The organism is Streptomyces sp. NPDC002884 (assembly GCF_040295245.1).
In the GTDB taxonomy this organism is placed as follows: Bacteria; Actinomycetota; Actinomycetes; order Streptomycetales; family Streptomycetaceae; genus Streptomyces.
The window spans coordinates 742,306-765,385 of sequence record NZ_JBEOVB010000001.1 but is presented as its reverse complement, the minus strand read 5'-3'; the positions used below and the strand labels follow the sequence as shown (position 1 = coordinate 765,385).

Annotated in this window: 17 protein-coding genes and 2 tRNA genes; 15 read left to right on the top strand and 4 right to left on the bottom strand. The window is 70.8% G+C overall.

Annotated elements, in window-relative coordinates; genetic code table 11:
- Nucleotides 1–49 precede the first annotated feature (49 nt).
- Nucleotides 50–122 (top strand) — tRNA-Ala (locus ABT070_RS03365).
- 91 nt (nucleotides 123–213) lie between these two features.
- On the opposite strand, the gene ABT070_RS03360 is transcribed toward ABT070_RS03365, so the two are convergent.
- A complete protein-coding gene (locus ABT070_RS03360) occupies nucleotides 214–1,158 on the bottom strand; it encodes a helix-turn-helix transcriptional regulator (RefSeq protein ID WP_451099170.1) in 945 nt (314 codons plus the stop codon).
- Between the two features lie 94 nt (nucleotides 1,159–1,252).
- On the opposite strand from ABT070_RS03360, the gene ABT070_RS03355 reads away from it, so the two are divergent.
- From ABT070_RS03355 to ABT070_RS03340, 4 genes are all read left to right on the top strand, one after another.
- Nucleotides 1,253–2,755, top strand: coding sequence for an MFS transporter (locus ABT070_RS03355; protein WP_451099172.1), 1,503 nt, complete (start codon nucleotides 1,253–1,255; stop codon nucleotides 2,753–2,755).
- Between the two features lie 69 nt (nucleotides 2,756–2,824).
- The gene (locus ABT070_RS03350; protein ID WP_199920286.1) at nucleotides 2,825–2,998 is read left to right on the top strand and encodes a hypothetical protein; all 174 of its coding nucleotides are present in this window, start codon (nucleotides 2,825–2,827) and stop codon (nucleotides 2,996–2,998) included.
- 3 nt (nucleotides 2,999–3,001) lie between these two features.
- Nucleotides 3,002–3,235 (top strand): hypothetical protein, encoded by a 234-nt coding sequence (locus ABT070_RS03345; RefSeq protein WP_003976229.1) that lies wholly within the window; start codon nucleotides 3,002–3,004, stop codon nucleotides 3,233–3,235.
- Nucleotides 3,236–3,366: 131 nt separating this feature from the next.
- Nucleotides 3,367–3,439 (top strand) — tRNA-Ala (locus tag ABT070_RS03340).
- 184 nt (nucleotides 3,440–3,623) lie between these two features.
- Here the strand turns inward: ABT070_RS03340 and ABT070_RS03335 are convergent.
- Both ABT070_RS03335 and ABT070_RS03330 read right to left on the bottom strand, forming a co-directional pair.
- The gene (locus ABT070_RS03335; protein WP_351753923.1) at nucleotides 3,624–5,234 is read right to left on the bottom strand and encodes an NADH-ubiquinone oxidoreductase-F iron-sulfur binding region domain-containing protein; all 1,611 of its coding nucleotides are present in this window, start codon (nucleotides 5,232–5,234) and stop codon (nucleotides 3,624–3,626) included.
- Nucleotides 5,231–6,547, bottom strand: a complete 1,317-nt coding sequence (locus tag ABT070_RS03330; protein WP_351753920.1) for a ferric reductase-like transmembrane domain-containing protein — start codon at nucleotides 6,545–6,547, stop codon at nucleotides 5,231–5,233. The genes ABT070_RS03335 and ABT070_RS03330 overlap by 4 nt, the downstream gene beginning before the upstream one ends.
- Nucleotides 6,548–6,975: 428 nt before the next feature.
- On the opposite strand from ABT070_RS03330, the gene leuS reads away from it, so the two are divergent.
- From leuS to ABT070_RS03290, 8 genes are all read left to right on the top strand, one after another.
- A complete protein-coding gene (leuS, locus tag ABT070_RS03325) occupies nucleotides 6,976–9,861 on the top strand; it encodes a leucine--tRNA ligase (protein WP_351753917.1) in 2,886 nt (961 codons plus the stop codon).
- A gap of 256 nt (nucleotides 9,862–10,117) precedes the next feature.
- On the top strand, nucleotides 10,118–10,858 hold the full coding sequence (locus ABT070_RS03320) for a hypothetical protein (RefSeq protein ID WP_351753914.1): 741 nt from the start codon (nucleotides 10,118–10,120) through the stop codon (nucleotides 10,856–10,858).
- 158 nt (nucleotides 10,859–11,016) lie between these two features.
- Complete coding sequence (locus ABT070_RS03315) at nucleotides 11,017–11,862, top strand: DegV family protein (RefSeq protein ID WP_351753911.1); 846 nt, start codon at nucleotides 11,017–11,019, stop codon at nucleotides 11,860–11,862.
- Between the two features lie 107 nt (nucleotides 11,863–11,969).
- Complete coding sequence (locus tag ABT070_RS03310) at nucleotides 11,970–13,106, top strand: ComEA family DNA-binding protein (RefSeq protein ID WP_351753909.1); 1,137 nt, start codon at nucleotides 11,970–11,972, stop codon at nucleotides 13,104–13,106.
- On the top strand, nucleotides 13,103–15,853 hold the full coding sequence (locus tag ABT070_RS03305; protein ID WP_351753907.1) for a ComEC/Rec2 family competence protein: 2,751 nt from the start codon (nucleotides 13,103–13,105) through the stop codon (nucleotides 15,851–15,853). Before ABT070_RS03310 ends, ABT070_RS03305 begins: the two co-directional genes overlap by 4 nt.
- 246 nt (nucleotides 15,854–16,099) lie before the next feature.
- Nucleotides 16,100–16,345, top strand: coding sequence for a hypothetical protein (locus ABT070_RS03300; RefSeq protein WP_351753905.1), 246 nt, complete (start codon nucleotides 16,100–16,102; stop codon nucleotides 16,343–16,345).
- Between the two features lie 218 nt (nucleotides 16,346–16,563).
- Nucleotides 16,564–17,553: a DNA polymerase III subunit delta gene (gene holA, locus ABT070_RS03295; protein WP_351753903.1), complete on the top strand. Its 990-nt coding sequence runs from the start codon at nucleotides 16,564–16,566 to the stop codon at nucleotides 17,551–17,553.
- A 111-nt stretch (nucleotides 17,554–17,664) separates the two neighbouring features.
- Nucleotides 17,665–18,060 (top strand): nuclear transport factor 2 family protein, encoded by a 396-nt coding sequence (locus tag ABT070_RS03290; protein WP_351753900.1) that lies wholly within the window; start codon nucleotides 17,665–17,667, stop codon nucleotides 18,058–18,060.
- A gap of 333 nt (nucleotides 18,061–18,393) precedes the next feature.
- On the opposite strand, the gene rpsT is transcribed toward ABT070_RS03290, so the two are convergent.
- On the bottom strand, nucleotides 18,394–18,660 hold the full coding sequence (gene rpsT, locus ABT070_RS03285; protein WP_020127768.1) for a 30S ribosomal protein S20: 267 nt from the start codon (nucleotides 18,658–18,660) through the stop codon (nucleotides 18,394–18,396).
- Nucleotides 18,661–18,928: 268 nt separating this feature from the next.
- Between rpsT and lepA the strand changes: the two genes are divergently transcribed.
- On the top strand, nucleotides 18,929–20,797 hold the full coding sequence (lepA, locus tag ABT070_RS03280; protein ID WP_351753896.1) for a translation elongation factor 4: 1,869 nt from the start codon (nucleotides 18,929–18,931) through the stop codon (nucleotides 20,795–20,797).
- A gap of 248 nt (nucleotides 20,798–21,045) precedes the next feature.
- On the top strand, nucleotides 21,046–22,920 hold the full coding sequence (locus tag ABT070_RS03275; RefSeq protein WP_351753893.1) for an AMP-dependent synthetase/ligase: 1,875 nt from the start codon (nucleotides 21,046–21,048) through the stop codon (nucleotides 22,918–22,920).
- Nucleotides 22,921–23,080 lie beyond the last annotated feature (160 nt).

The following is a 23,080-nucleotide window of genomic DNA, read 5'->3' as shown; positions in this document are numbered from 1 at the left end:
TCGCAGGCTAAAGTTCTTCTTGTTCGCCCGCCGAGCGGGGAGAACACAAGGGGCTATAGCTCAGTTGGTAGAGCGCCTGCATGGCATGCAGGAGGTCAGGAGTTCAATTCTCCTTAGCTCCACGGATCACCTGGTCTGTCGGTCGACACTCTGTTGAGTTGTCAAAGATCGGTAGCGATCGGTCGAGATCTGTTCACGAAGATCCCGTCCCCCTCATCGGGGGGCGGGATTTTTTGTCGCTCCGTTCCGCAGCACGGCCGTGCGGCGCGCCGTCTCCTCGTCGTCCGGGGTGTAGACGACGATCCGGCACTCGGGCATCCCGTTGATCGACAGTGACATCGACGTCATCCGCAGCTCGCCCACCGCCTCGTGCCGGAAGACCTTCACCCGGCGGCCGGGCTCCGCCACGTCACCGGACTCCCACAGCCGCGTGAACAGCGGGCTCGCCCGCGACAGCCGGCGTATGAAGTCCTCCCACCCGGGCTCACCGGCATGCAGCCCGTACGCCGCCCGCAGGGTCGCCACCATCACCGGCAGCTCCTTGTCCCGGAAGAGCAGTGGGCAGTCCTGCTCCCGGACCGTGAACAGCCGCCACAGCGCGTTGTCCGGCCCCGGCGCGCAGGCGTCCACCGGAATGATGAACAGGTCGCGATAGACGGGGTTGGCGGCCAGGATGTCGTAGCGGGAGTTGTAGACCACCGCCGGCCGGGGCGCCAGGGCGTCGATGATGCCCTGGATCTCCGGGCCCACGCTCTGCACCAGGGCTTCCGGCACGGGCGCGTAGGGCACCTCCGCCAGGTGGTACAGATGCTCCCGCTCCGGCGGATCGAGCCGCAGCGTGCGCGCCACGGCGTCCAGGACCTGCGCGGAGGCGTTGATCGGGCGGCCCTGCTCCAGCCAGGTGTACCAGGTCACGCCCACGCCCGAGAGCTGCGCGACCTCCTCGCGCCGCAGTCCCGGTGTGCGGCGCCGCAGCCCGGGTGGCATGCCGACGTCACCCGGTGTCACCCGGGCCCGCCTGCTGCGCAGGAACGAGGCCAGTTCGGGGCGGCGCCGATGCGGCGACCCCGGCGCGGGTCGCGGCGCCGGTCCCGGCTCGTTCCCTGTCGCCGTCCTTGTCTCCGTGCCTGTTCGTGTCACCGTCGTCACGTCCCCCATGGTCGATCCCCCGCCCGTCCCCTGCCAGGTGCCGTCAGTACCAGCATCAGCGGGCTCTCGGCACCCGTACCGGATCCTCGTCACGCTCTACGGCATGACGACGACACCCCGGACGAGCCCGGTCCCCGCGCCCGTTCCACCCGCTTCAAGTCCTGCCGCCAGTAAAGACCCTGGCACTGACAATCGGCCCCGGCGGTTGCTGGCGGTCGTGCTCGCGGCCCAGTTCATGGCACTGCTCGACGTCTTCATCGTGAACGTCGCGGCCCCCACGATCGGTTCCGACCTGAACGCGTCCGGCGCGGACCTCCAACTGGTCGTCGCCGGCTACGCCATCACCTACTCGGTGCTGCTGATCACCGGCGCGCGCCTCGGCGACCGGTTCGGGCACGGCCGCGTCCACCTCGTCGGGCTCGCTCTGTTCACGACCGCCTCGCTGGCCTGCGGGCTGGCTCAGGGCAGTACCGAACTGATCGTGTTCCGACTGGTGCAGGGCGCCGGGTCGGCGGTGATGATCCCGCAGGTGCTCAGCCTGATCCAGCGCACGTTCACCGGCGAGGCCCGGGTGCGGGCGCTGGGCGCCTACTCGGCGGTCCTCGCCGTCGGCGCGGCGGCCGGACAGGTGGTGGGCGGCGTCCTGGTCGCCGCCGACCTGCTGGGCACCGGCTGGCGGCCGGTGTTCCTCGTGAACGTGCCGGTGGGCCTGGTCCTGCTGATCGTCGGCAGGCGGGTCCTGCCCCGTGGTGGGGGAGTGGGACGGGCAGCGGCGGGCGCGAGAGCGCGGGAGGGGGCGCGCGGGATGGACTGGCCCGGTCTCGTGCTTCTGGGCGCCGCCGTCTCGCTGATCACGGTGCCGCTCGTGCTCGGACAGGAGAAGGACTGGCCGCTGTGGTCCTGGCTGTCGCTGGCCGTCGGGGCTCTCGTGCTGGTGCTGTTCCGCGGCTACGAGGCCCGGCTCGCCCGTCGGGGCGGCGCCCCGCTGATCGCGCCCCGTGTCCTGCGTCACCCCGGGATGGGTCTCGCCGTCCTGCGCGTCCTGGCCGTCATGGCGGTCAACGGGGGCTTCCTGTTCGTGCTGACCCTGCACGTCCAGGGCGGCCTCGGCTACAGCGCGCTGCGCGCCGGCCTCACCTTCGCGCCGACCGCGGTGGTCTTCGGAGTGGTCGGACTGACCTGGCGCAGGTGGCCCGCCTCCTGGCAACGCTCCCTGGCCCCGGCGGGGTTCACGCTCACCGCACTGTCCGTGCTGGGAGTGGGGCTGGCCTTCCGGGGCGGCGACCACGGCGGTGCCTGGCTGTACCCGGCGTACGCCGGTGTGGGCGTGGGGCTCGCCCTCGCCTTCAGCCCTACGCTCACCGGGGCGCTGGCGGCGGTGCGGCCCGAGGACGCGGCGGACGCCAGCGGACTGCTCGCCACGGTGACCCAGCTCGGGCAGCTGATCGGCGTCGCGGCCTTCGGCACACTGTTCTTCCACCGGCTTGAGTCACATGGGGGCCCAGAGGCGTATACCTCTTCGGAAGCGCTTCTCACATGCATGTTCGCGCTCGCTACGACAGCTGTCCTGGGTGCCGTGTCCGGACTGGTACTGAGGCGTCGCTGACCGTATTGGCCCGGCCGTGGCAGAATCAAACGGCCGGAAGGGAGCGCGGCCCGACGGGAGGGAGTAGCGATGCCTGCGAGCATCCTCGGAGAGGTCGGTGACCTCTCCGAAGCGGCGGTGACACCGGACAAGGCCACCCGGCTCAGCTGCCCCTCCTGTGGTTCCGGTCATGTGGCCCAGGTTCTCGGTGACAACGGCGGGATTTCCTACGTGTGCACGGCCTGCGGCCACAGCTGGAGCTGATCGATGGGTGCACACAGGCGAAAGTGCGACTGGTGCGGCAGCGGCACTCCGATCGTCCGCGACATGGAGCCGGTCAACCCCGACTACCAGTACTGGTGCGAGGAATGCGCGCGGGCGCTGATCATAAAAGGCGACCCGATCGAGACGTACCGGGAGCTGGAGGGCGAGCCGATCTACGGGCGGCTCCTCGAGGAGCACTGCACGCTCAAGCGGTTCTACTCGTTCGTCACCGCTTGACCCGCACAACGGTCGAAACCGGACAGGGCGGAAACGATTTGGTGGTCCACGCCCCGGGCCGGTAATGTTGGCGTCGCCGCCGGGGAAACCGGGCGGCACGGTCAGGAAGCGGCTTCGCTGCTCGGCCGCGAGGGGCTATAGCTCAGTTGGTAGAGCGCCTGCATGGCATGCAGGAGGTCAGGAGTTCAATTCTCCTTAGCTCCACAGCAGATCTCGCCGGATCGGATTCGATCCGGCGAGATCTTTTTGCGTTCGGATGCGTTCCGGCGTTCCCTCTTCGGACATTCCGTCAGGACCGACGGCTCGGGGCCGCCTGAGAACAGGCGGCCCCGAGCCGTCGGTCCGGCCTGTCGGCCCCGGTCTGCCGGTCTGTCGCCGGTGCGGCGCCCTAGCGGCCGAGGGCGCGGCGGCCGCGGCCCTGGGAGAGGACCGGGAGGTTGCGGGCGGGTGCCTGCGGGCGCGTGTCCTCCTCGACGCGCAGGGCGAGGGCCGGGCAGCGGCGTACCGCTCGCAGCGCCTTCGCCTCCGCGTTCTGCGGCACCTTCGCCTGTGCCACCGTCGGGAAGCCGTCGGCGCCCAGTTGGAAGACCTCGGGGAGGATGTCGGCGCACAGGCCGTGGCCGCGGCACAGCGTCCAGTCGACGAAGATCTTCTGGCGGCTCGAGCCGCTCTCCTCCGGCGGGATGCCGCTCGTGATGGCCGCCGGGGCCATGCCGGCCTCGAAGAGCGGCAGAACGCCCTCCACGGGGCGTCCGCAGCCGTTGCCGAGGACATGGGCGGCCAGGTCGTCGGTGAACGCCTTGATGGTCGACTCCAGGAACATCGCGGAGCCGTCCGGGTGCGAGCACGCACCACGCCGCTTGACGTTCTTGGCGACCTGCTTGAGCGCTTCCAGCGCGGCCGGGCCGCCGCCGTTGATGATGTCCTCCATGCCGCGCGCGGCGGCCGGCAGGCCGAGGTAGCAGGGACCGCACTGTCCCGCGCTCTCGTCGGCCAGCCACTGGGCCACGCGCAGCGACTCGCCCAGCGGGCAGGTCTCCTGGCTGATCGGCAGGATCGCGCCGGCGCCGAGCGCCCCGCCCACCGCGTCGAGGGAGTTGCGGGAGACGATCGCCTCGTTGACGGTCGCCGCGTCGATCCACTTGCCGTGGTAGCCGCCGGTCAGCACGCCCTGGGGCACCGGCGGGGCACCGGCGAGCTGGAGGACGTAGCGCAGCGGCACGCCCGTGGGAACCTCGATCACCATCGGGCGGGCGACCGCGCCGGAGACCGTCAGCATGACGGTGCCCGGCTCGTCGTACAGGCCGGTGTTGCCGTAGCGCTCCGGGCCGATGCGGGCGGCGATGGCGAGCTGGGCGAACGTCTCGGCGTTGGAGAGCAGGGTCGGTGCGCCGCCGACGCCGTTCTGCGAGGCGCTGATCTTGCGGCCGGGCGGGATCGGCGGGCCGCCGTCGATGGAGCGGACCAGTGACGCGGCGGCGCCGGTGACCATGCGGATCGGGTTGCGCTGGACGAACGCCTTCAGCGCCGATCTGCGGCCGTTGCTGAGGCCGCGCTCGGCGAGCGCGGCCTCCATGGAGCGCTGAGTGGATTCGCGGGTGACCCCCACCACGAGCGTGCGGGCACCCAGCGCCTCCGCGACCAGCAGCGCGCCGTCCAGGATGAGGTGCGGGGCACGGTTGATGAGCACCGTGTCCTTGCGGCAGGCCGGTTCGTCCTCGCTGCCGTTGACGACGACGACCGGCCGTACGCCGCGCTTGATCGCCGCCTCGGCGACCGAGCGCAGCTTCTTGTGGAAGGGGAAGCCCGCGCCGCCGCGGCCCTTCAGGTTGATGTTCTCGGAGAGCTTCGCGAGGGCCTCTCCGCCCAGGGGTTCGAGCGGCCCGTGCACCTTGAGGTGCATGGGCAGATCGAGTCTCTCGACAAGGTCGAAGCCCGACGTGAGCTGTGGAAGCCCGACCACGCGGACTTCTGGGACGTCGGGCAGGGCCTCGTTCACCTATAGCCTCCGGAAGGCGTGTTCCAAGGTTCGCCCGAACCCGGTGCGTCGAACGACGAGCCAGGTGATGGTTCATTGGCGGGACCGCTGTTGTACGTGTCGTTCTGGTTGTACGTCCCGTAGGCGGGGTTCGTCTCACCGGTGTCGTACACGTCACGTCCGCCGTACCCGGCGGTGCCCGAATTGTCATAGACGGGGATGTTGAATCCCGTGTCCTGGAGCGGGTCGTAGGCCGACGGGGGAGCCTCGCCGACCGGCGGCGGGGACGGGACCGGCCAGCTGCCCGAGGTGCTGCCGCCGGTGTCGACCCGGGGGATCGCCTCGGTGGCCTGGATGTCGAACGGCACGTTCATCCGCGCCGTCTGGTCGGCCGCGTAGGGCTGCTGCTGGCCGCGCTGCGGTGTGTTGACGGCGCGATAGGCGGCCGCGAAGCCGTTCGCGGGCTCCTGGGCGGCGGGCGCGGGAGTGTCGTACAGCGGCGACGACGGCGGGGACATCCGGGTGGAGCTCATCGTGTCGGTCAGCGGCGAGCGGCCCGAGCGGCCCTCGTAGCCGGGCAGCGCGGACGATCCGGTCTCTCCCACACGCGCGCGTGACGCGTCCAGGCCGTCCATCGCGGAGCGGTCCTGGGTGCCCAGGACCGTGGCGATCCGGTCGGCGACCTTGCGCTTGAACGGGCGCGGGGCGGCGCGCAGCGCGAGGGCGGCCATGACCCCGGCCAGGCACAGCTCGTACGAGACCATGAAGAACGGCTTGGCGGCGCGCCCCGCGAACAGGCCGTGGATCAGGGCCGCGCACAGCGCCGGGTAGGCCAGCATGTGCATCGCGCGCCAGCGGGCGGCCACCTCGGCGGGTGCGGAGAACCGGTTGCGCAGCGCGCCGGTGATGCCGACGAAGATCATGAGCAGGGCGGCCAGGGAGCCGAGGCCGATGAGCCCGGCGCTGCCCTTGATGCCCAGGCTGAACGGGATCAGCGCGGCGATCAGGACGGTGTGCTGCAGTATCAGTTTGACGGAGATGTGCACGACGAGGAACGCGATCGAGCCCACGGCGGTCACCCGGTGGATGCCCTGCGCGATGATCCGCTGACGCGTGTTGAGGATGAGCCGGTCCTGGGCGACGAGACCCCAGATGACCGAGCAGGTGAGGCATACCAGTGACAGCACGCCCGCACCGAAGTTGAGGAACGCCTGGAACTGGTCGCCGCCGACCAGGACGACCACGGGTATGAGGACCAGGACGACAGCCGTCGCCACCCCATAGGCCGACCGACCGGGCTTGGGGAGCGAGCTGTTACTAGGACGAGGGTTCATGGGGGCAACTCCGAGCAGTTTCGGGAAAGCGGTCCCGCTGCCGAACTCTAAGTGGCTCCATACCGATGGGTACGAGGTTTGAGTTATTGCGCTGTTATCAAACGACAATGTGGCTGTTGTGATGTCCCTTAGCTACTGTTACGCGAAGTAACCCTTGATCTTGGTTCAGTTCCGGCCTCGCCATTGTGGTCGCAGCAACGTTGTCGCGACCATGCATACGTACGAGCGTCGCGGCTTGCTCAAGGCCTGCGGTACCCTAACGCCATGCGTGCTGTACGCCTTCTGCTTAGCGAGCCGCGCTGATCAGTCCCGACCGCCGGTGATCGGACGGTTCGGAATCGGCGCGGCGTCCCCTCCTGTGCGAGGGGATTTTTCGTTTCCTGGACGACAACCCGCTGGCAGAGACGATCGATGGAGCTTTGAGGACCATGAGCGAGACGAACCCCGCTGCCGCCGCTGCACCGGCGGAGGCAGCGCCGCACCGCTACACGGCTGCCATGGCCGCCGAGATCGAAGCACGCTGGCAGGACTTCTGGGACGCCGAGGGTACGTACGCCGCACCGAACCCGAAGGGCGACCTGGCCGGTGACCCCGAGCTGGTGGCCCGGCCCAAGAAGTTCATCATGGACATGTTCCCGTACCCCTCCGGTGCGGGCCTGCACGTCGGCCACCCCCTGGGCTACATCGCGACCGACGTCTTCGCGCGCTTCCAGCGCATGACCGGGCACAACGTCCTGCACACCCTGGGCTTCGACGCCTTCGGCCTGCCCGCCGAGCAGCACGCCGTGCAGACGGGCGAGCACCCTCGGATCACCACCGAAGCGGCCATCAACAACATGAAGTCCCAGCTGCGCCGGCTGGGCCTGGGCCACGACAGGCGCCGGTCGTTCGCCACGATCGACCCGGACTACTACAAGTGGACCCAGTGGATCTTCCTGCAGATCTTCAACTCCTGGTACGACGACGAGGCGGACAAGGCCCGTCCGATCACCGAGCTGATCGCCCAGTTCGAGTCCGGTGAGCGCGGTGTACCGGGCGCCACGCGCGCGTGGAACGAGCTGACCGCCGCCGAGCGCGCCGACGTCCTGAGCGAGTACCGCCTGGCCTACGCCTCCGAGGCCCCGGTCAACTGGTGCCCCGGTCTGGGCACCGTGCTGGCCAACGAGGAGGTCACCGCCGACGGCCGTTCCGAGCGCGGCAACTTCCCCGTCTTCAAGGCCAAGCTGCGCCAGTGGAACATGCGCATCACCGCCTACGCGGACCGGCTGCTGGACGACCTGGACGCGCTGGACTGGCCCGAGGCGATCAAGCTCCAGCAGCGCAACTGGATCGGCCGCTCCGAGGGCGCCCGCGTCGACTTCCCCGTCGACGGCGAGCGCATCACGGTCTTCACCACGCGCCCGGACACCCTGTTCGGGGCGACCTACATGGTCCTGGCGCCCGAGCACCCGCTGGTCGACAAGTTCACCCCGGACACCTGGCCCGAGGGCACGCACGACGTCTGGACCGGCGGCCACGCGAGCCCGGCCGAGGCAGTCGCCGCATACCGGGCGCAGGCCGCGTCGAAGTCCGACGTCGAGCGCCAGGCCGAGGCCAAGGACAAGACCGGCGTCTTCACCGGCGTGTACGCGACCAACCCGGCCAACGGCGAGCAGGTCCCCGTCTTCATCGCCGACTACGTGCTGATGGGCTACGGCACCGGCGCGATCATGGCCGTCCCGGCGGGCGACCAGCGCGACTTCGAGTTCGCGCGCGCCTTCGAACTGCCGATCCGCTGCATCGTCGAGCCGACCGACGGCCGCGGCACCGACACGTCGACGTGGGAGAACGCCTTCGGGTCGTACGACGCGAAGATCATCGGCTCCTCCAACGACGACATCTCGCTGGACGGCCTGGGCGTCGTCGAGGCCAAGGCGCGCATCACCGAGTGGCTGGCGCGCAAGAGCATCGGCAAGGGCACCGTCAACTTCCGCCTGCGCGACTGGCTGTTCAGCCGGCAGCGCTACTGGGGCGAGCCCTTCCCGATCGTCTACGACGAGGACGGCGTCGCCCACTCGCTGCCCGAGTCGATGCTGCCGCTGGAGCTGCCGGAGGTCGAGGACTACTCGCCGCGCACCTTCGACCCGGACGACGCGGACACCTCCCCGGAGACGCCGCTGTCGCGCAACGAGGACTGGGTGAACGTCACCCTGGACCTGGGCGACGGCAACGGCCCGCGCAAGTACCGCCGCGAGACCAACACCATGCCGAACTGGGCCGGTTCCTGCTGGTACGAGCTGCGCTACCTGGACCCGCACAACAGCGAGAAGCTGGTCGACCCGGAGATCGAGCAGTACTGGATGGGCCCGCGCGAGGGCCAGCCCCACGGCGGTGTCGACCTGTACGTCGGCGGTGCCGAGCACGCCGTACTGCACCTGCTGTACGCCCGCTTCTGGTCCAAGGTCCTGTTCGACCTGGGGCACGTCTCCTCCGCGGAGCCGTTCCACAAGCTGTTCAACCAGGGCATGATCCAGGCCTACGTCTACCGTGACAGCCGCGGCTTCCCGGTGCCGGCCGCCGAGGTGGAGGAGCGCGACGGCGCGTACTTCCACCAGGGCGAGAAGGTCAGCCGCCTGCTGGGCAAGATGGGCAAGTCCCTGAAGAACGCGGTCACTCCGGACGAGATCTGCGCCGAGTACGGCGCCGACACCCTGCGCCTGTACGAGATGGCGATGGGCCCGCTGGACGTGTCGCGCCCGTGGGACACGCGCGCGGTGGTGGGCCAGTACCGCCTGCTGCAGCGGCTGTGGCGCAACGTCGTCGACGAGACCACCGGCGAGCTGAGCGTCGTCGAGGCCGAGCCCGATGAGGACACCCTGCGGGCCCTGCACAAGGCGATCGACGGAGTGCGCCAGGACCTGGAGGGCCTGCGCTTCAACACCGCCATCGCCAAGATCACCGAGCTGAACAACCACCTGACCAAGGCGGGCGGCGCGGTGTCGCGTTCCGTCGCCGAGCCCCTGGTGCTGCTGGTCGCCCCGCTGGCCCCGCACGTCGCCGAGGAGCTGTGGCGCCGGCTGGGCCACACCGACTCGGTCGTCCACCAGGACCTGCCGGTCGCCGACCCGGCGTACGTCGTGGACGAGAGCGTGACCTGCGTCGTGCAGATCAAGGGCAAGGTCAAGGCGCGCCTGGAGGTGTCCCCGGCGATCTCCGACGAGGAGCTGGAGAAGGTGGCGCTGGCCGACGAGGGGGTCGTCAAGGCGCTGGGCGGGGCCGGGATCCGCAAGGTCATCGTGCGGGCGCCGAAGCTGGTGAACATCGTTCCGGCGTGAGCATGAGCGTGAGCGTGACGGGGCGGTACGCATCAGCGGGTCCTACGGACGATCATGACCGGGTGGTGCGCGCGACCGGGTGCCGCGCGCGGCCGGGTCGGGTGCCGCGGGCCGGTGGGTGCGGCTCCGGGTAGTCCCCTACGGGCAGGTTCGGGGTTCTTCTGGAACTCCGAGCCTGCCCTTCTCGTTTACCGTTTGAAGTACGGCGTGCCCCGCGCGGCGCCGGATGTGTCGTGAAAGGCCGGAGGAGGAGCTCGTGGAAGCAGTGATCGCAGTCGTCGCCCTGCTCTTCGTGCTTTTCCTGGTGCTCGGCGCCTACGCCACGGTGAAGGTGATCGGCGCCGCCAAGCGGGGCGTCGACCGCACCATCGACCAGGCCCGCCGCACGGTCGAGGACCACACACTGCGGGCCAAGTCCTTCGCCCAGTTCGGCCCGGCCGGCGAGATCGCCCAGTTGAGGCTCAAGCTGCGCACGTCGATGCGGGCCACCCAGGACGCGCTGTACGCGGGCGTCGGCGAGGACGAGTCCCTCAAGGAGTCCCTCGCCCTGTTCCAACGGCTCAGCGCGCACGGCCACGAACTGGACGGCGAGCTCAAACGCCTGGAATCCGAACCGGACCGGGCGACGCTCGCCGCGCGGCTGCCTTCGCTGCGGGAGCGTACCGAGCGCATCGTGGGATCGGCGGACTCGCTGCGCTGGGCGGCCCGAGACCGCGCCCGCCGCTTCGCGGACGACGACCTCGACTCCCTCAGCACCCAGATCGACGTCGAGGCCGGTGCTCTGCGGCACTGGACCACGTCGGACTCCTCCGCACAGACACCGCCGCCCCCCTGGCCCGAGGCACCGGCCGCCGACGGCGCGGCGGCAGGACAGACCTGGCCGGAGACACCCGGCGCGCGTACCGCGCAGGAACCGACCCGGCCCGCCATCACCCCGCCGGGACCGCGCCCCGCCTACCCCTGGCAGAAGAAGCCGCGCCCCGAGAGCACCACGTGAGCCCGCTGCCGGATTCCTGCCCTCCGGGACCCCGGTTCGTCATGTGACGCGGTCCTGGATCAGGTGCCGTTGGGCGTGGTACTTGATTCGGTCAAGGGCGGCCCAGCTGCGAGGGGCCGGGCTGCCGCGCGGGGGCTACGCCAGGTAACCTCCAGGTCATGTCCCGCCATGTCGCGATCGTCACGGATTCAACGGCCTACTTGCCGCAGCGGACGATGGAGCGTCACGGCATCACCACGGTGCCCCTGACCGTCGTCCTCGGCGACCAGGCTCTTGAAGAGGGCACCGAGGTCTCGACCCGTTCCCTCGCGCAGGCCCTGCAGAAGCGACGTTCCGTCACCACCTCGCGTCCCAGCCCGCAGCTCTTCGCCGAGACGTATCGCAGGATCGCCGAGTCCGGCGCCACCGGCATCGTCTCCCTCCACCTCTCCGCCGAGCTGTCCGGCACCTACGACGCCGCGGTCGTCGCGGCGCGTGAGGCGCCGGTGCCGGTACGGGTGGTGGACACCGGCATGGTCGCGATGGCGCTCGGCTTCTGCGCGCTCGCGGCGGCCGAGGTCGCCGAGGCGGGCGGCACGGTCGACGAGGCGGTCACCGCGGCGGAGAAACGGGCCGCCGGCACCGCCGCCTACTTCTACGTCGACACCCTGGACTACCTGCGCCGCGGCGGTCGGATCGGCGCCGCCCAGGCCCTGTTGGGCTCCGCGCTCGCGGTGAAGCCGCTGCTCCAGCTGAACGGGGGGCGCATCGACCTCCTGGAGAAGGTACGGACGGCATCGAAGGCGATCGCGCGCCTGGAGGAACTCGGGGCCGACCGGGCGGGCAGCGCGCCCGTCGACATCGCTGTCCACCATCTCGCGGCTCCCGACCGGGCGTCCGCTCTCGCCGACCGTCTGCGGTCCCGCGTGCCCGGACTCGCCGACCTGCATGTGAGCGAGGTCGGCGCGGTGATCGGGGCGCATACCGGGCCAGGGCTGCTGGGGGTCGTGGTCTCGCCGCGCTGAAGGCCCGGCTCACTCGTGTGAGTGGTGGAGTTATCCACAACTGGGCGTTCTTCCACGGAAATTCAGCAAGATCATCGTGATGTGGCGAAGTGTCCGATCCTCGTCGCATGGCACTTCGATCACGTCCACGCAGCCCGAACGCGACCAGCGGCCCCGGTCGGGGCCCCGGCTCCGACGGCCGTTCCCGCCGTCCCCGTCCGCCGGGCGGTGCCCGGACCGGACACCGGCATGCCTCGGCGGAGGAGAACCGCCGTCGGGCGAAGGTGTTGTTCGCCCAACGGCCCCGGGAGCAAGGGGAGATGGGGATGGGGCCGCCGGGCCCCCTGAAGACGCAGGGTGCGCCGCAGGCGGAGGTCAGCGACGGTGAGGGTGAGCAGAACAACGCCGATGCCGGTGCGGATGCCCATGCCCATGTCCATGTGGATGCTGGTGGCGGTGGCGGTGGCGGTGGCGACATCGGCATTGACGGCGACGAGGTGCGCAAGGGGAGTGGTTCTCGTGTCGCCGGGCCCTGGCAGGAGCGGGTGGGGCTTGCCCTGCGAGAGCGGATGCCGGTGTGGCTGCTGGCGCGGTGCGGACTGGAACGCAGGAGCGTGCTCGCGCTCTCGGTGCTGCTCGTCGTCGCCGCCGCCTTCGCCGTGCAGCACTTCTGGGTCGGCCGGGCCCAGCCGGTGCGGGCACCGGAGGTGGTGCGAGCCGCCGCCGCTCCCTACGAGGCGGGGGAGCCGAACCCGGCCGCCGGGCCCGTCCCTTCCGCAGGCTCGCCGGGCGCGGGGAGCACGGCCGGGGCCGAGATCGTGGTGGACGTCAGCGGCAAGGTGAGGAAGCCCGGCATCCACCGCCTCCCGGCCGGTTCACGGGTGGTCGACGCACTGGGCGCGGCCGGTGGTGTGCGACCGGGCACCGACACCGACGGCCTCAACCGCGCGCGTTTCCTCGTGGACGGGGAGCAGGTCGTCGTCGGCGGTCCCGTCCCGCCGGCCGGGGCCGCCGGGACGGGACCGGGCTCGGCGGCGGGTTCCACCGGTACCGGCATGGGAGCCGGGCCCCCGGCCCCCGTCTCCCTCAACACGGCCACCGTGGACCAGTTCGACACGTTGCCCGGCGTGGGACCCGTGCTGGCGCAGCACATCATCGACTACCGGGCGCAGCACGGCGGTTTCCGGTCGGTGGACGAACTGCGTGAGGTCAACGGCATCGGCGAGCGGCGCTTCGCCGACCTGCGGAATCTCGTGCGGCCATGAGGCGCGAGAAGACCGAGGCCGTCGGTGTGCGGGCGGGGCCCGGGTCCCCTGCCCGCCGGCCCGTGCACGCGGCCTCAGGGAAGCGGCTGGGTGACGCCCATCCGCGTCAGGAAGGGCCGGTCGATCTACGGCTCGTGCCACCCGCACTCGCGGCCTGGGCGACGGCGGCGCTGACGTTGGACGCGTCCGCGGGGTGGGTGATCGGCATCGTGGCCGTCTTTCTGCCGGCCGCCGGCGCCCTTCTGATCGTGCGGCGGCGTGCGGCGGGACGTGGTGCGGGGTCCGTCGCGGGCCGGCGCATGTGGCCCCGGGTCACCGTCGCCGCCTCGTTGCTCTGCGTGGGCGCGGCCGCCGCGTCGGCCGGGCTGCACGGGGCCGATCTGCGCCGGGGGCCGGTGCCGGAGTTGGCGCGGGAGTACGCGACCGTCACCGCCGAGGTCGAGATCACCTCCGACCCACGACTCAACCGGCCCCGGGTCAGAGGGGACCATGTGACCTCGGACTCCGTTCTGATCGACGCCGAGGTACGCAGCGTCGAGGGGGCGACCCGGACGGCCGTGACGACGCGGGCCCCGGTGCTGGTGCTGGTGGACGTCGGTTCGCGCTGGGGCGGGGGTGGAGCACGGGCTGATCCCGAAGGCCGTCGGGCGCCCGACCATCAGGCGCCCGGTCGCGAGATGTCCGGCCGCGAGGTGTCCGGCCTTGGCGTACCGGGGCCTCGGCATTTCGGCGGTGCTCCCGAGGAGGCTGCCGGCCGGCCCGTGTCCGGCGGTGCGAAAGGCTTCGGGGCGCGGTCCGGAGTGCGGTCCGGGGCTTCGTGGCTGGGGCTGTTGCCGTCCACACGGGTGCGGGTGACCGGGCGGCTGGTGCCCGCGCTGGCCGGCGGGGACCGGTTCGCGGCCGTGCTGAGGGTCCGGGGCCGAGCGGTGCCGTCGGTCGTGCGGGAACCGTCGGGCGCGCAGCGGTGGGCGGGGCGGCTGCGGGCGGGGCTCCGGGAGGCCACCGAGGGACTTCCGGCGGACGCGCGGGCACTGCTGCCGGGGCTGGTCGTCGGGGACACCTCGCGGATCACGCCCGAACTGGACGAGGCGTTCAAAGCGACGGATCTGGCCCACACCCTCGCCGTTTCGGGGAGCAACCTCACCATCATCCTCGTCCTGCTCCTCGGCCCGCCCGGGCTGGCCCAGCACGTCGAGCGCCGGGGTCTGGCACCTCGCCTCGGCATTCCGCTCCGGGCGACCGCGCTGCTCGGTGGAGCGCTCACGCTCGGCTTCGTGGTGGTGTGCCGACCCGACCCGAGTGTGCTGCGCGCCGCGGCCTGCGGAGCGATCGTGCTGCTCGCCCTGGCGACGGGCCGCCGTCGGTCCCTGATCCCGGCGCTGGCGACGGCGGTGCTCCTGTTGGTGCTGTACGACCCGTGGCTGGCCCGGAGTTACGGGTTCCTGCTGTCCGTCCTGGCCACCGGGGCCCTGCTGACGCTGGCGCCACGCTGGAGTGCCGCGCTGCGACGGCGCCGGGTGCCCCCGCGGCTCGCGGAGGCGTTGGCGGCCGCGGGAGCCGCGCAGGCGCTGTGCGCGCCGGTCGTGGCTGTGCTGTCGGCGCGGGTGAGCCTGGTGGCGGTGCCCTGCAACCTCCTGGTGGAGTTCGCGGTCGCGCCGGCGACGGTACTGGGCTTCGCGGTGCTGGCGACCGCTCCCGTGGCGATGCCGGTGGCCGAGACGCTGGCCTGGTGCGCGAGTTGGCCGGCCGGGTGGATCGCGGGTGTCGCGCGGACCGGGGCGGCGCTGCCCGGCGGGGGAGTGGACTGGCCGGGGAGCTGGGGTGGGGCGTTGCTGCTCGCCCTGGTCACGGGCGGGGTGCTGCTGCTCGGGCGGCGGCTGTCGCGGCACCCCTGGCTGTGCGCGGTCTGCGGGGCGCTGCTTCTGCTGGCGGTGGCGCAACCGCCGCCGCTGACCCGGGTGCTCACGGGCTGGCCGCCACCGGGCTGGCGGCTTGCGATGTGCGACGTGGGGCAGGGTGACGCGACCGTCCTGGCGGCGGGTGGGGGCGCCGGCGTGGTGGTGGACGCCGGACCGGATCCGGCACTGGTCGACCGGTGTCTGCGCAAGCTCGGGATCACCCGGGTGCCGCTCGTGGTGCTGACCCACTTCCACGCCGATCACGTGGCCGGGCTGCCGGGGGTGCTGCGGGGCCGGGCGGTGGGGGCGATCGAGACGACGGGGTTCGAGGAGCCCCCGGACCAGGTGGAGTTCGTACGGAGGGAGGCGGAGGCGAGACATGTGCCGGTGGTGCGGGCCGCGGCCGGGGAGCGACGGCGGCTCGGTGCTCTCGACTGGGAGGTGCTGTGGCCGCCGCCGAGTCCGGCGCCGCGACCGGACGGGCCGAACGACGCGAGCGTGACGCTGCTCGTGCGGGTGGCCGGGCTGCGGATGCTGTTGCTCGGCGACCTCGAACCCCCGGCCCAGCAGGCGCTGTTGCGGTCGTCGGCGGCACCGCTGGTGCGTGGGGTGGACGTGCTCAAGGTGGCCCATCACGGCTCGGCCTACCAGGATCCTGACCTGATACGCGCCGTGGCGCCACGGCTGGCGCTGATCTCGTGCGGCGCGGACAACCCGTACGGGCATCCCGCGCCCAGCACGGTCGCGGCGCTCCGCGCGGGTGGGGCGACCGTGCTGCGGACGGACCGGGACGGCGCGCTGGCGGTGGCCGCCGGGACGGACGGGGAGCTGCGGGTGACACGGGACTGAGAGTGAGGGTGAGATCGGAGAGCGGAGAGCCTCTCGGCTGACGGCCGGTGTGACCGGTTGGTGTGCCGGGAGGTGTGACCGGCTGGGAGGACCGGCCGGTGTAGCCCGGCCGGCGTGATCAGAGGGCGTGATCAGCCGGGGTGATAAGCGGGGTGATAAGCGGGGTGACTGGTCGGGGGCCGTCGGGATGGCCGTCCGGACGGCAGGTTGGGGCGTCGGCTCCCGAGCGTGTCGGAAAATGGTGCGGTGAGTGATGTGAGACATGTGCTGGTGCTGCCCGATCGCGATGCCGCGGAGGAGGTGGCGCAGGCGCTCGGGGAGCGGTTCGGGGTTCGCGAGGAGCCGAGGGTCGTCCGGGACGCGTTGGCGGGCGAGGACGACGCGGAGGACGCGCAGTGGCTCGTCCTGCTGGGGGACGAGGAGGAACGGCTCGACGCGGCCGCGCTGGACGAGTTCGCGGGAGAGTGGGAGGGCTGGCGGGAGGAGCCGTGAGCGTGACCCGACAGTGGCTCGGCGGTGGCTCGGCGGTGGCTCGTCAGCGGCTCGGCGGTGACCCGAGGAGACTCGGCGGTGGCTCGGCGGTGACCCGGGGAGACTCGTCAGCGGCTCGTCAGTGACCCGGCGGTGGCTCGTCAGCGGCTCGTCAGTGACCTTGCGGTGGTCCGGTGGTGGGGGTCGGGTTGTCAGTGGCTCGTGGGATGCTTTCCGGGATGGCCAGGAAGACTGCGAATGACGACCCTCTCGCCCCGCTGACGCTTGCCGTGGGCCAGGAGGACCTCCTGCTCGACCGTGCCGTGCAGGAGGTGGTGGCCGCCGCCAGGGCCGCCGACGCCGACACGGACGTGCGCGACCTGACTCCGGAGCAGGTGCAGCCCGGCACGCTGGCCGAGCTGACCAGCCCGTCGCTCTTCGCGGAGCGCAAGGTCGTGGTCGTACGCAACGCGCATGATCTGTCCGCCGACACGGTCAAGGACGTCAAGGCGTACCTGGGCGCGCCCGCCGAGGAGATCACGCTGGTGCTGCTGCACGCCGGCGGGGTCAAGGGCAAGGGGCTGCTGGACGCCGCGCGCAAGGCGGGGGCGCGGGAGGTGGCCTGTCCGAAGATGACCAAGCCGGCGGACCGGCTGGCCTTCGTGCGACAGGAGTTCCGGGCGACCGGGCGGTCGGCCACGCCCGAGGCGTGTCAGACCCTCGTCGACGCCATCGGCAGCGATCTGCGGGAGCTGGCGTCGGCCGTGTCCCAGCTGGTCGCCGATGTCGAGGGGACCATCGACGAGGCCGTCGTCGGGCGGTACTACACAGGGCGGGCCGAGGCCTCGAGCTTCACCGTCGCCGACCGGGCGGTGGAGGGGCGTGCCGCCGAGGCGCTGGAGGCGCTGCGCTGGTCGCTGGCGACCGGGGTCGCGCCGGTGCTGATCACCAGTGCGCTGGCCCAGGGGGTGCGGGCCATCGGCAAGCTGTCCTCGGCGCGCGGCGGCCGGCCGGCCGATCTCGCGCGGGAGCTGGGTATGCCGCCCTGGAAGATCGACCGGGTGCGTCAGCAGATGCGGGGCTGGACGCCGGACGGAGTGGCCGTCGCGCTGCGGGCCGTCGCGGACGCGGACGCGGGAGTGAAGGGCGGCGGTGACGATCCCGAGTACGCCCTCGAGAAGGCCGTCGTGGCCGTCGCGCGGGCGGCGCGGTCCGGGGGACGCGGGTAGCGGTACGGCCCGGGTGCCACCGGGGTGATCCAGTAGCCGTTCCCCTGCCGGGGAGGAGAATCGGGGGTACCAGCCGCACATCGCCGGCGTATGCGAAAGGTGGCGATCGACATGGCTGAACACCCGCACGCGGCACTCGTCCGCAAGGGATACGAGGCCTTCACCCGCGGAGACATGGACACCCTGCGCGGGATGATGACGGGGGACTGTACGCACCACGTGCCCGGTTCCCACATGCTCTCCGGCGACTTCAAGGGCCTCGACGCGGTCATGGAGATGTACGGCAGGCTGTTCTCGGAGACGGGCGGTTCGTTGCGCGTCGATCTGCGCACCGTGCTCGTCGACGACCGTGGACACGCCGTCTCCCTGCACCGGATCACCGCCGACCGCAACGGCAAGCACATCGACGACAACGGGGGCATCGTCTTCCGGATCGTCGGCGACAAGATCAGCGATCTCGACGAGTGCGTCGAGGACATCGACGTGAGCAACGACTTCTGGACCTGACGGCACCCGCCGTGCCGTGCGGAAGGCTTCCCGCGGCTGACCGAACAACCCGCGACCGGCCGAAGACCCCACGGCTGACCGAAGCCCCCGCAGCTGACCGAAGGCCCCGCGACCGGCCGAAGGCCCCGTGGGGACCGAAGACCCCGGGGCAGACCGAAGGCCCCCGTGCCCGCCCTGGGGAAGGGCGAGGCGCGGGGGCCTTCGGTTCAAAGATTCAAGCTGCTGGATCGCGCCCGCGTGGCGAACGCAGGCCGTGCGCGATCCGGGGGTGCCGGTCGGGGGCGGATGAGAGAGGGCCCGCCCTGGTCCTTCCGGCGATCACATCTGAGGGGATCAGCCCTTGAGGGTCTCGACCTTGGAAGCAAGCGCCGACTTCTTGTTGGCGGCCTGGTTCTTGTGGATGACGCCCTTCGAGACGGCCTTGTCGAGCTGACGCGCCGCGGCGCGCTGGTACTCGGTGGCCTTCTCGACGTCACCCGCGGCAGCAGCCTCGCGGGCCTTGCGGATCGCGGTCTTCAGGGAGGACTTGACGGCCTTGTTGCGCAGCCGAGCCTTCTCGTTGGTCTTGATCCGCTTGATCTGGGACTTGATGTTCGCCACGAATGAGCCTTTTCAGGTTCAGGTACGGGCCCGCGAAGGTCCCGTACCGATGATTTTCCGAGATACCCCGAAGTTCCCCGAGAGTGTTGTCCGAGAAGTTCTCCGAGGAGACGTGCCTCGTGCTGAGAGGGCAGGAGACACAGCTGCCCAGAGTACCAGTGGCTCCCCGAGTGGCCCAAACCGGTCCCCGGTCCCCACCCGTGGGACCATGGAGCCTACGTATCGATCCGACCCGAGGCACAAGGCGCCTCAAGAGACAGGACCCTGCGTGCCCGCGACCCCTAACAATGTGCCCGAGCCGAGCCGTACCGCCCCGGCTCTGATCCGCAATTTCTGCATCATCGCGCACATCGACCACGGCAAGTCCACGCTCGCCGACCGCATGCTCCAGCTGACCGGAGTGGTCGATCAGCGGCAGATGCGTGCTCAGTACCTCGACCGCATGGACATCGAGCGCGAGCGCGGCATCACGATCAAGTCCCAGGCGGTCCGACTGCCCTGGGCCCCGACCGGGGACCCGGGCCGGACCCACATCCTCAACATGATCGACACCCCCGGGCACGTGGACTTCACGTACGAGGTGTCCCGGTCGCTGGCCGCCTGTGAGGGGACCGTCCTCCTGGTCGACGCCGCCCAGGGCATCGAGGCCCAGACTCTCGCCAACCTCTACCTGGCGATGGAGAACGACCTCAAGATCATCCCCGTACTGAACAAGATCGACCTTCCGGCCGCCCAGCCCGAGAAGTTCTCCGAGGAGCTCGCCAACCTCATCGGCTGCGACCCCGCGGACGTGCTGAAGGTCTCCGCCAAGACCGGTCTGGGCGTCGAGGCGCTGCTGGACCGGGTCGTCGCCGAGGTCCCCGCCCCGGTCGGCGTCCAGGACGCCCCCGCGCGCGCGATGATCTTCGACTCGGTGTACGACTCCTACCGCGGCGTCGTGACGTACGTGCGTGTCATCGACGGTCAGCTCAACAAGCGTGAGCGGATCCGGATGATGTCCACCGGCGCGACGCACGAGCTGCTGGAGATCGGCGTCTCGGCCCCCGAGATGAAGGCGGCCGACGGCCTCGGCGTCGGCGAGGTGGGCTACCTCATCACCGGTGTGAAGGACGTCCGCCAGTCCAAGGTCGGTGACACGATCACCACCCTGCACAAGGGGGCCACCGAGGCGCTCGGCGGTTACAAGGACCCGAAGCCGATGGTCTTCTCGGGCCTGTATCCGCTGGACGGATCCGACTACCCCGAGCTGCGCGACGCCCTCGACAAGCTCCAGCTCAACGACGCCGCGCTGGTGTACGAGCCGGAGACCTCCGCCGCCCTCGGCTTCGGCTTCCGCGTCGGCTTCCTGGGCCTGCTGCACCTCGACGTGATCCGCGAGCGGCTGGAGCGCGAGTTCGGGCTCGACCTGATCGCCACCGCGCCCAACGTGGTCTACCGCGTGGTCATGGAGGACGGCTCCGAGCACACGGTCACCAACCCGAGCGAGTTCCCCGAGGGGAAGATCGACGACGTGTACGAGCCCGTCGTACGCGCCACGATCCTCGCCCCTTCCGAGTTCATCGGGTCGATCATGGAGCTGTGCCAGACCCGGCGCGGCACCCTGCTCGGCATGGACTACCTCTCGGAGGACCGGGTCGAGATCCGCTACACGCTCCCGCTCGCGGAGATCGTCTTCGACTTCTTCGACCAGCTGAAGTCCAAGACGCGCGGTTACGCCTCCCTGGACTACGAGCCCACCGGAGAGCAGGCCTCCAGCCTGGTCAAGGTCGACATCCTGCTGCACGGCGACAAGGTGGACGCCTTCTCGGCGGTCACGCACAAGGACGCGGCGTACGCGTACGGCGTGCGGCTCGTCGCCAAGCTGCGCGAGCTCATCCCGCGGCAGGCCTTCGAGGTGCCCATCCAGGCGGCCATCGGCTCCCGGGTCATCGCCCGCGAGACCATCCGCGCCATCCGCAAGGACGTCCTCGCCAAGTGCTACGGCGGTGACATCTCCCGTAAGCGGAAGCTGCTGGAGAAGCAGAAGGAGGGCAAGAAGCGGATGAAGATGGTGGGTTCCGTGGAGGTTCCGCAGGAGGCCTTCATCGCCGTCCTGAGCAGTGACGACAACCCGGGATCGGGCAAGGGCAAGAAATAGCCACGATGTACGCAGGTTCTCAGGGCCCGTCGCGCGACAGCGCGGCGGGCCCTGTGGCTGTATTCAGGAGAAAGTGACTGCCCGGAGCCCCTTACGTGCTGGCCAGTCGCCCTCTACTCTGATCCCTGCTCGGTAGTTACTCGTGAGTTAAACAACAGCCGCCGTCAACAACCGCCGCTGTCAGCAACCGCCGCGTCGAACGACGCCGGCAATGAGCCAGCCGCATCGTCGCGGGCCCGGAGGATGTCGTGAGCGACACACAGACACTGATCGAGAACCGTCCGCCGTCCGTCGCGGGCCTCTTCCTGGAGCGCGTGGCGGCCACGCCCGACGCCGAGGCATACCGGTACCCGGTACCGGCCGCGGCCGGTGAGGGCCCCGACGACTGGAAGTCGCTGAGCTGGGCGCAGGCCGCCGAACGGGTCTACGCGATCGCGGCCGGCCTCATCGAGCTGGGCGTACAGGCCGAGCAGCGCGTCGCGCTCGCCGCCTCGACCCGGCTCGAGTGGATCCTCGCCGACCTCGGCATCATGTGCGCCGGGGCCGCCACGACCACCGTCTACCCGCAGACCAACGCCGAGGAGTCCGCGTTCATCCTCGCGGACTCCGAGTCCAAGGTGCTGATCGCCGAGGACGCGGCCCAGCTCGCCAAGGCCGTCGAGAAGCGGGCCGAGCTGCCCGCCCTCACCCATGTGGTCGTGATCGACCCGGCCGGTGTGGAGACCTCCGACTGGATCCTCACCCTCGACGAGCTGGAGAAGCGTGGCGCCGCCCGGCTGGAGAAGGAAGCCGAGCTGATCAAGGAGCGGGTCGGCGCGATCACCAAGGACCAGCTCGCCACCCTCATCTACACCTCCGGCACCACCGGCCGGCCCAAGGGCGTCCGGCTGCCGCACGACAACTGGTCGTACATGGCGAAGGCGATCGCCGCGACCGGCCTGGTCGGCCCCGACGACGTGCAGTACCTGTGGCTGCCGCTCGCCCACGTCTTCGGCAAGGTCCTGACCTCCGGCCAGATCGAGGTCGGGCACGTCACCGCCGTCGACGGCCGCGTCGACAAGATCATCGAGAACCTGCCGGTCGTCCGGCCGACGTACATGGCCGCCGTGCCGCGCATCTTCGAGAAGGTCTACAACGGGGTCGCCGCCAAGGCCCGCGCGGGCGGCGGGGCCAAGCTCAAGATCTTCCAGTGGGCCGCCGGGGTCTCCCGCGAGTACGCCAAGGCCGCCCAGGACAACTTCCGGCGCACCGGCACCGTCGCCGTCCCCTTCGGGCTCGGCGCCAAGCACAAGGTCGCCGACGCGCTCGTCTACGCCAAGATCCGCGAGGCCTTCGGCGGCAACCTGCGCGCGTGTGTCTCCGGGTCGGCGGCGCTCGCACCGGAGATCGGCTACTTCTTCGCCGGCGCCGGCATCCACATCCTCGAGGGCTACGGCCTGACGGAGTCCTCCGCGGCCTCCTTCGTCAACCCCGGTGAGGCCTACCGCACCGGCACGGTCGGCAAGCCGCTGCCCGGCACGGAGGTGCGGATCGCCGACGACGGCGAGATCCTGCTGCGCGGCCCCGGCATCATGGAGGGCTACCACGGGCTCCCCGAGAAGACCGCCGAGGTCCTGGAGGCCGACGGCTGGTTCCACACCGGCGACATCGGCGAGCTGTCGCCCGACGGGTATCTGCGCATCACCGACCGCAAGAAGGACCTCATCAAGACGTCCGGCGGCAAGTACATCGCGCCCGCCGAGGTCGAGGGACAGTTCAAGGCGGTGTGCCCGTACGTCTCCAACATCCTCGTGCACGGCGCCGACCGGAACTTCTGCACGGCGCTCATCGCCCTCGACGAGGTCTCGCTCCTCGACTGGGCGAAGGACAACGGGCTGGCCGGAAAGTCGTACGCGGACGTCGTCGCCGCGCCCGTCACCGTGGAGCTCGTCGAGGGCTACGTCAAGCAGCTCAACGAGGGTCTCCAGCGCTGGCAGACCATCAAGAAGTTCCGGCTGCTGCCCCGGGACCTGGACGTCGAGCACGGCGAGATCACGCCCAGCCTGAAGCTGAAGCGGCCCGTCGTGGAGCGGGAGTACAAGCACCTCATCGACGAGATGTACGCCGGATCGCGCGAGGCGTAGCGCGGGGCGCGACGGCGCGAGGAGCAGCGCGTCGGCGCGCGACCGGGGCGGAGTCCGAATGCTCGGATTCCGCCCCTCAAGCGTGCGTCATCGAGCACGCGCGGACAGTTGCGCAGCACGGTTCTCGCTCAGGACGGCCCACTTCGGTAACCCAGCGCTC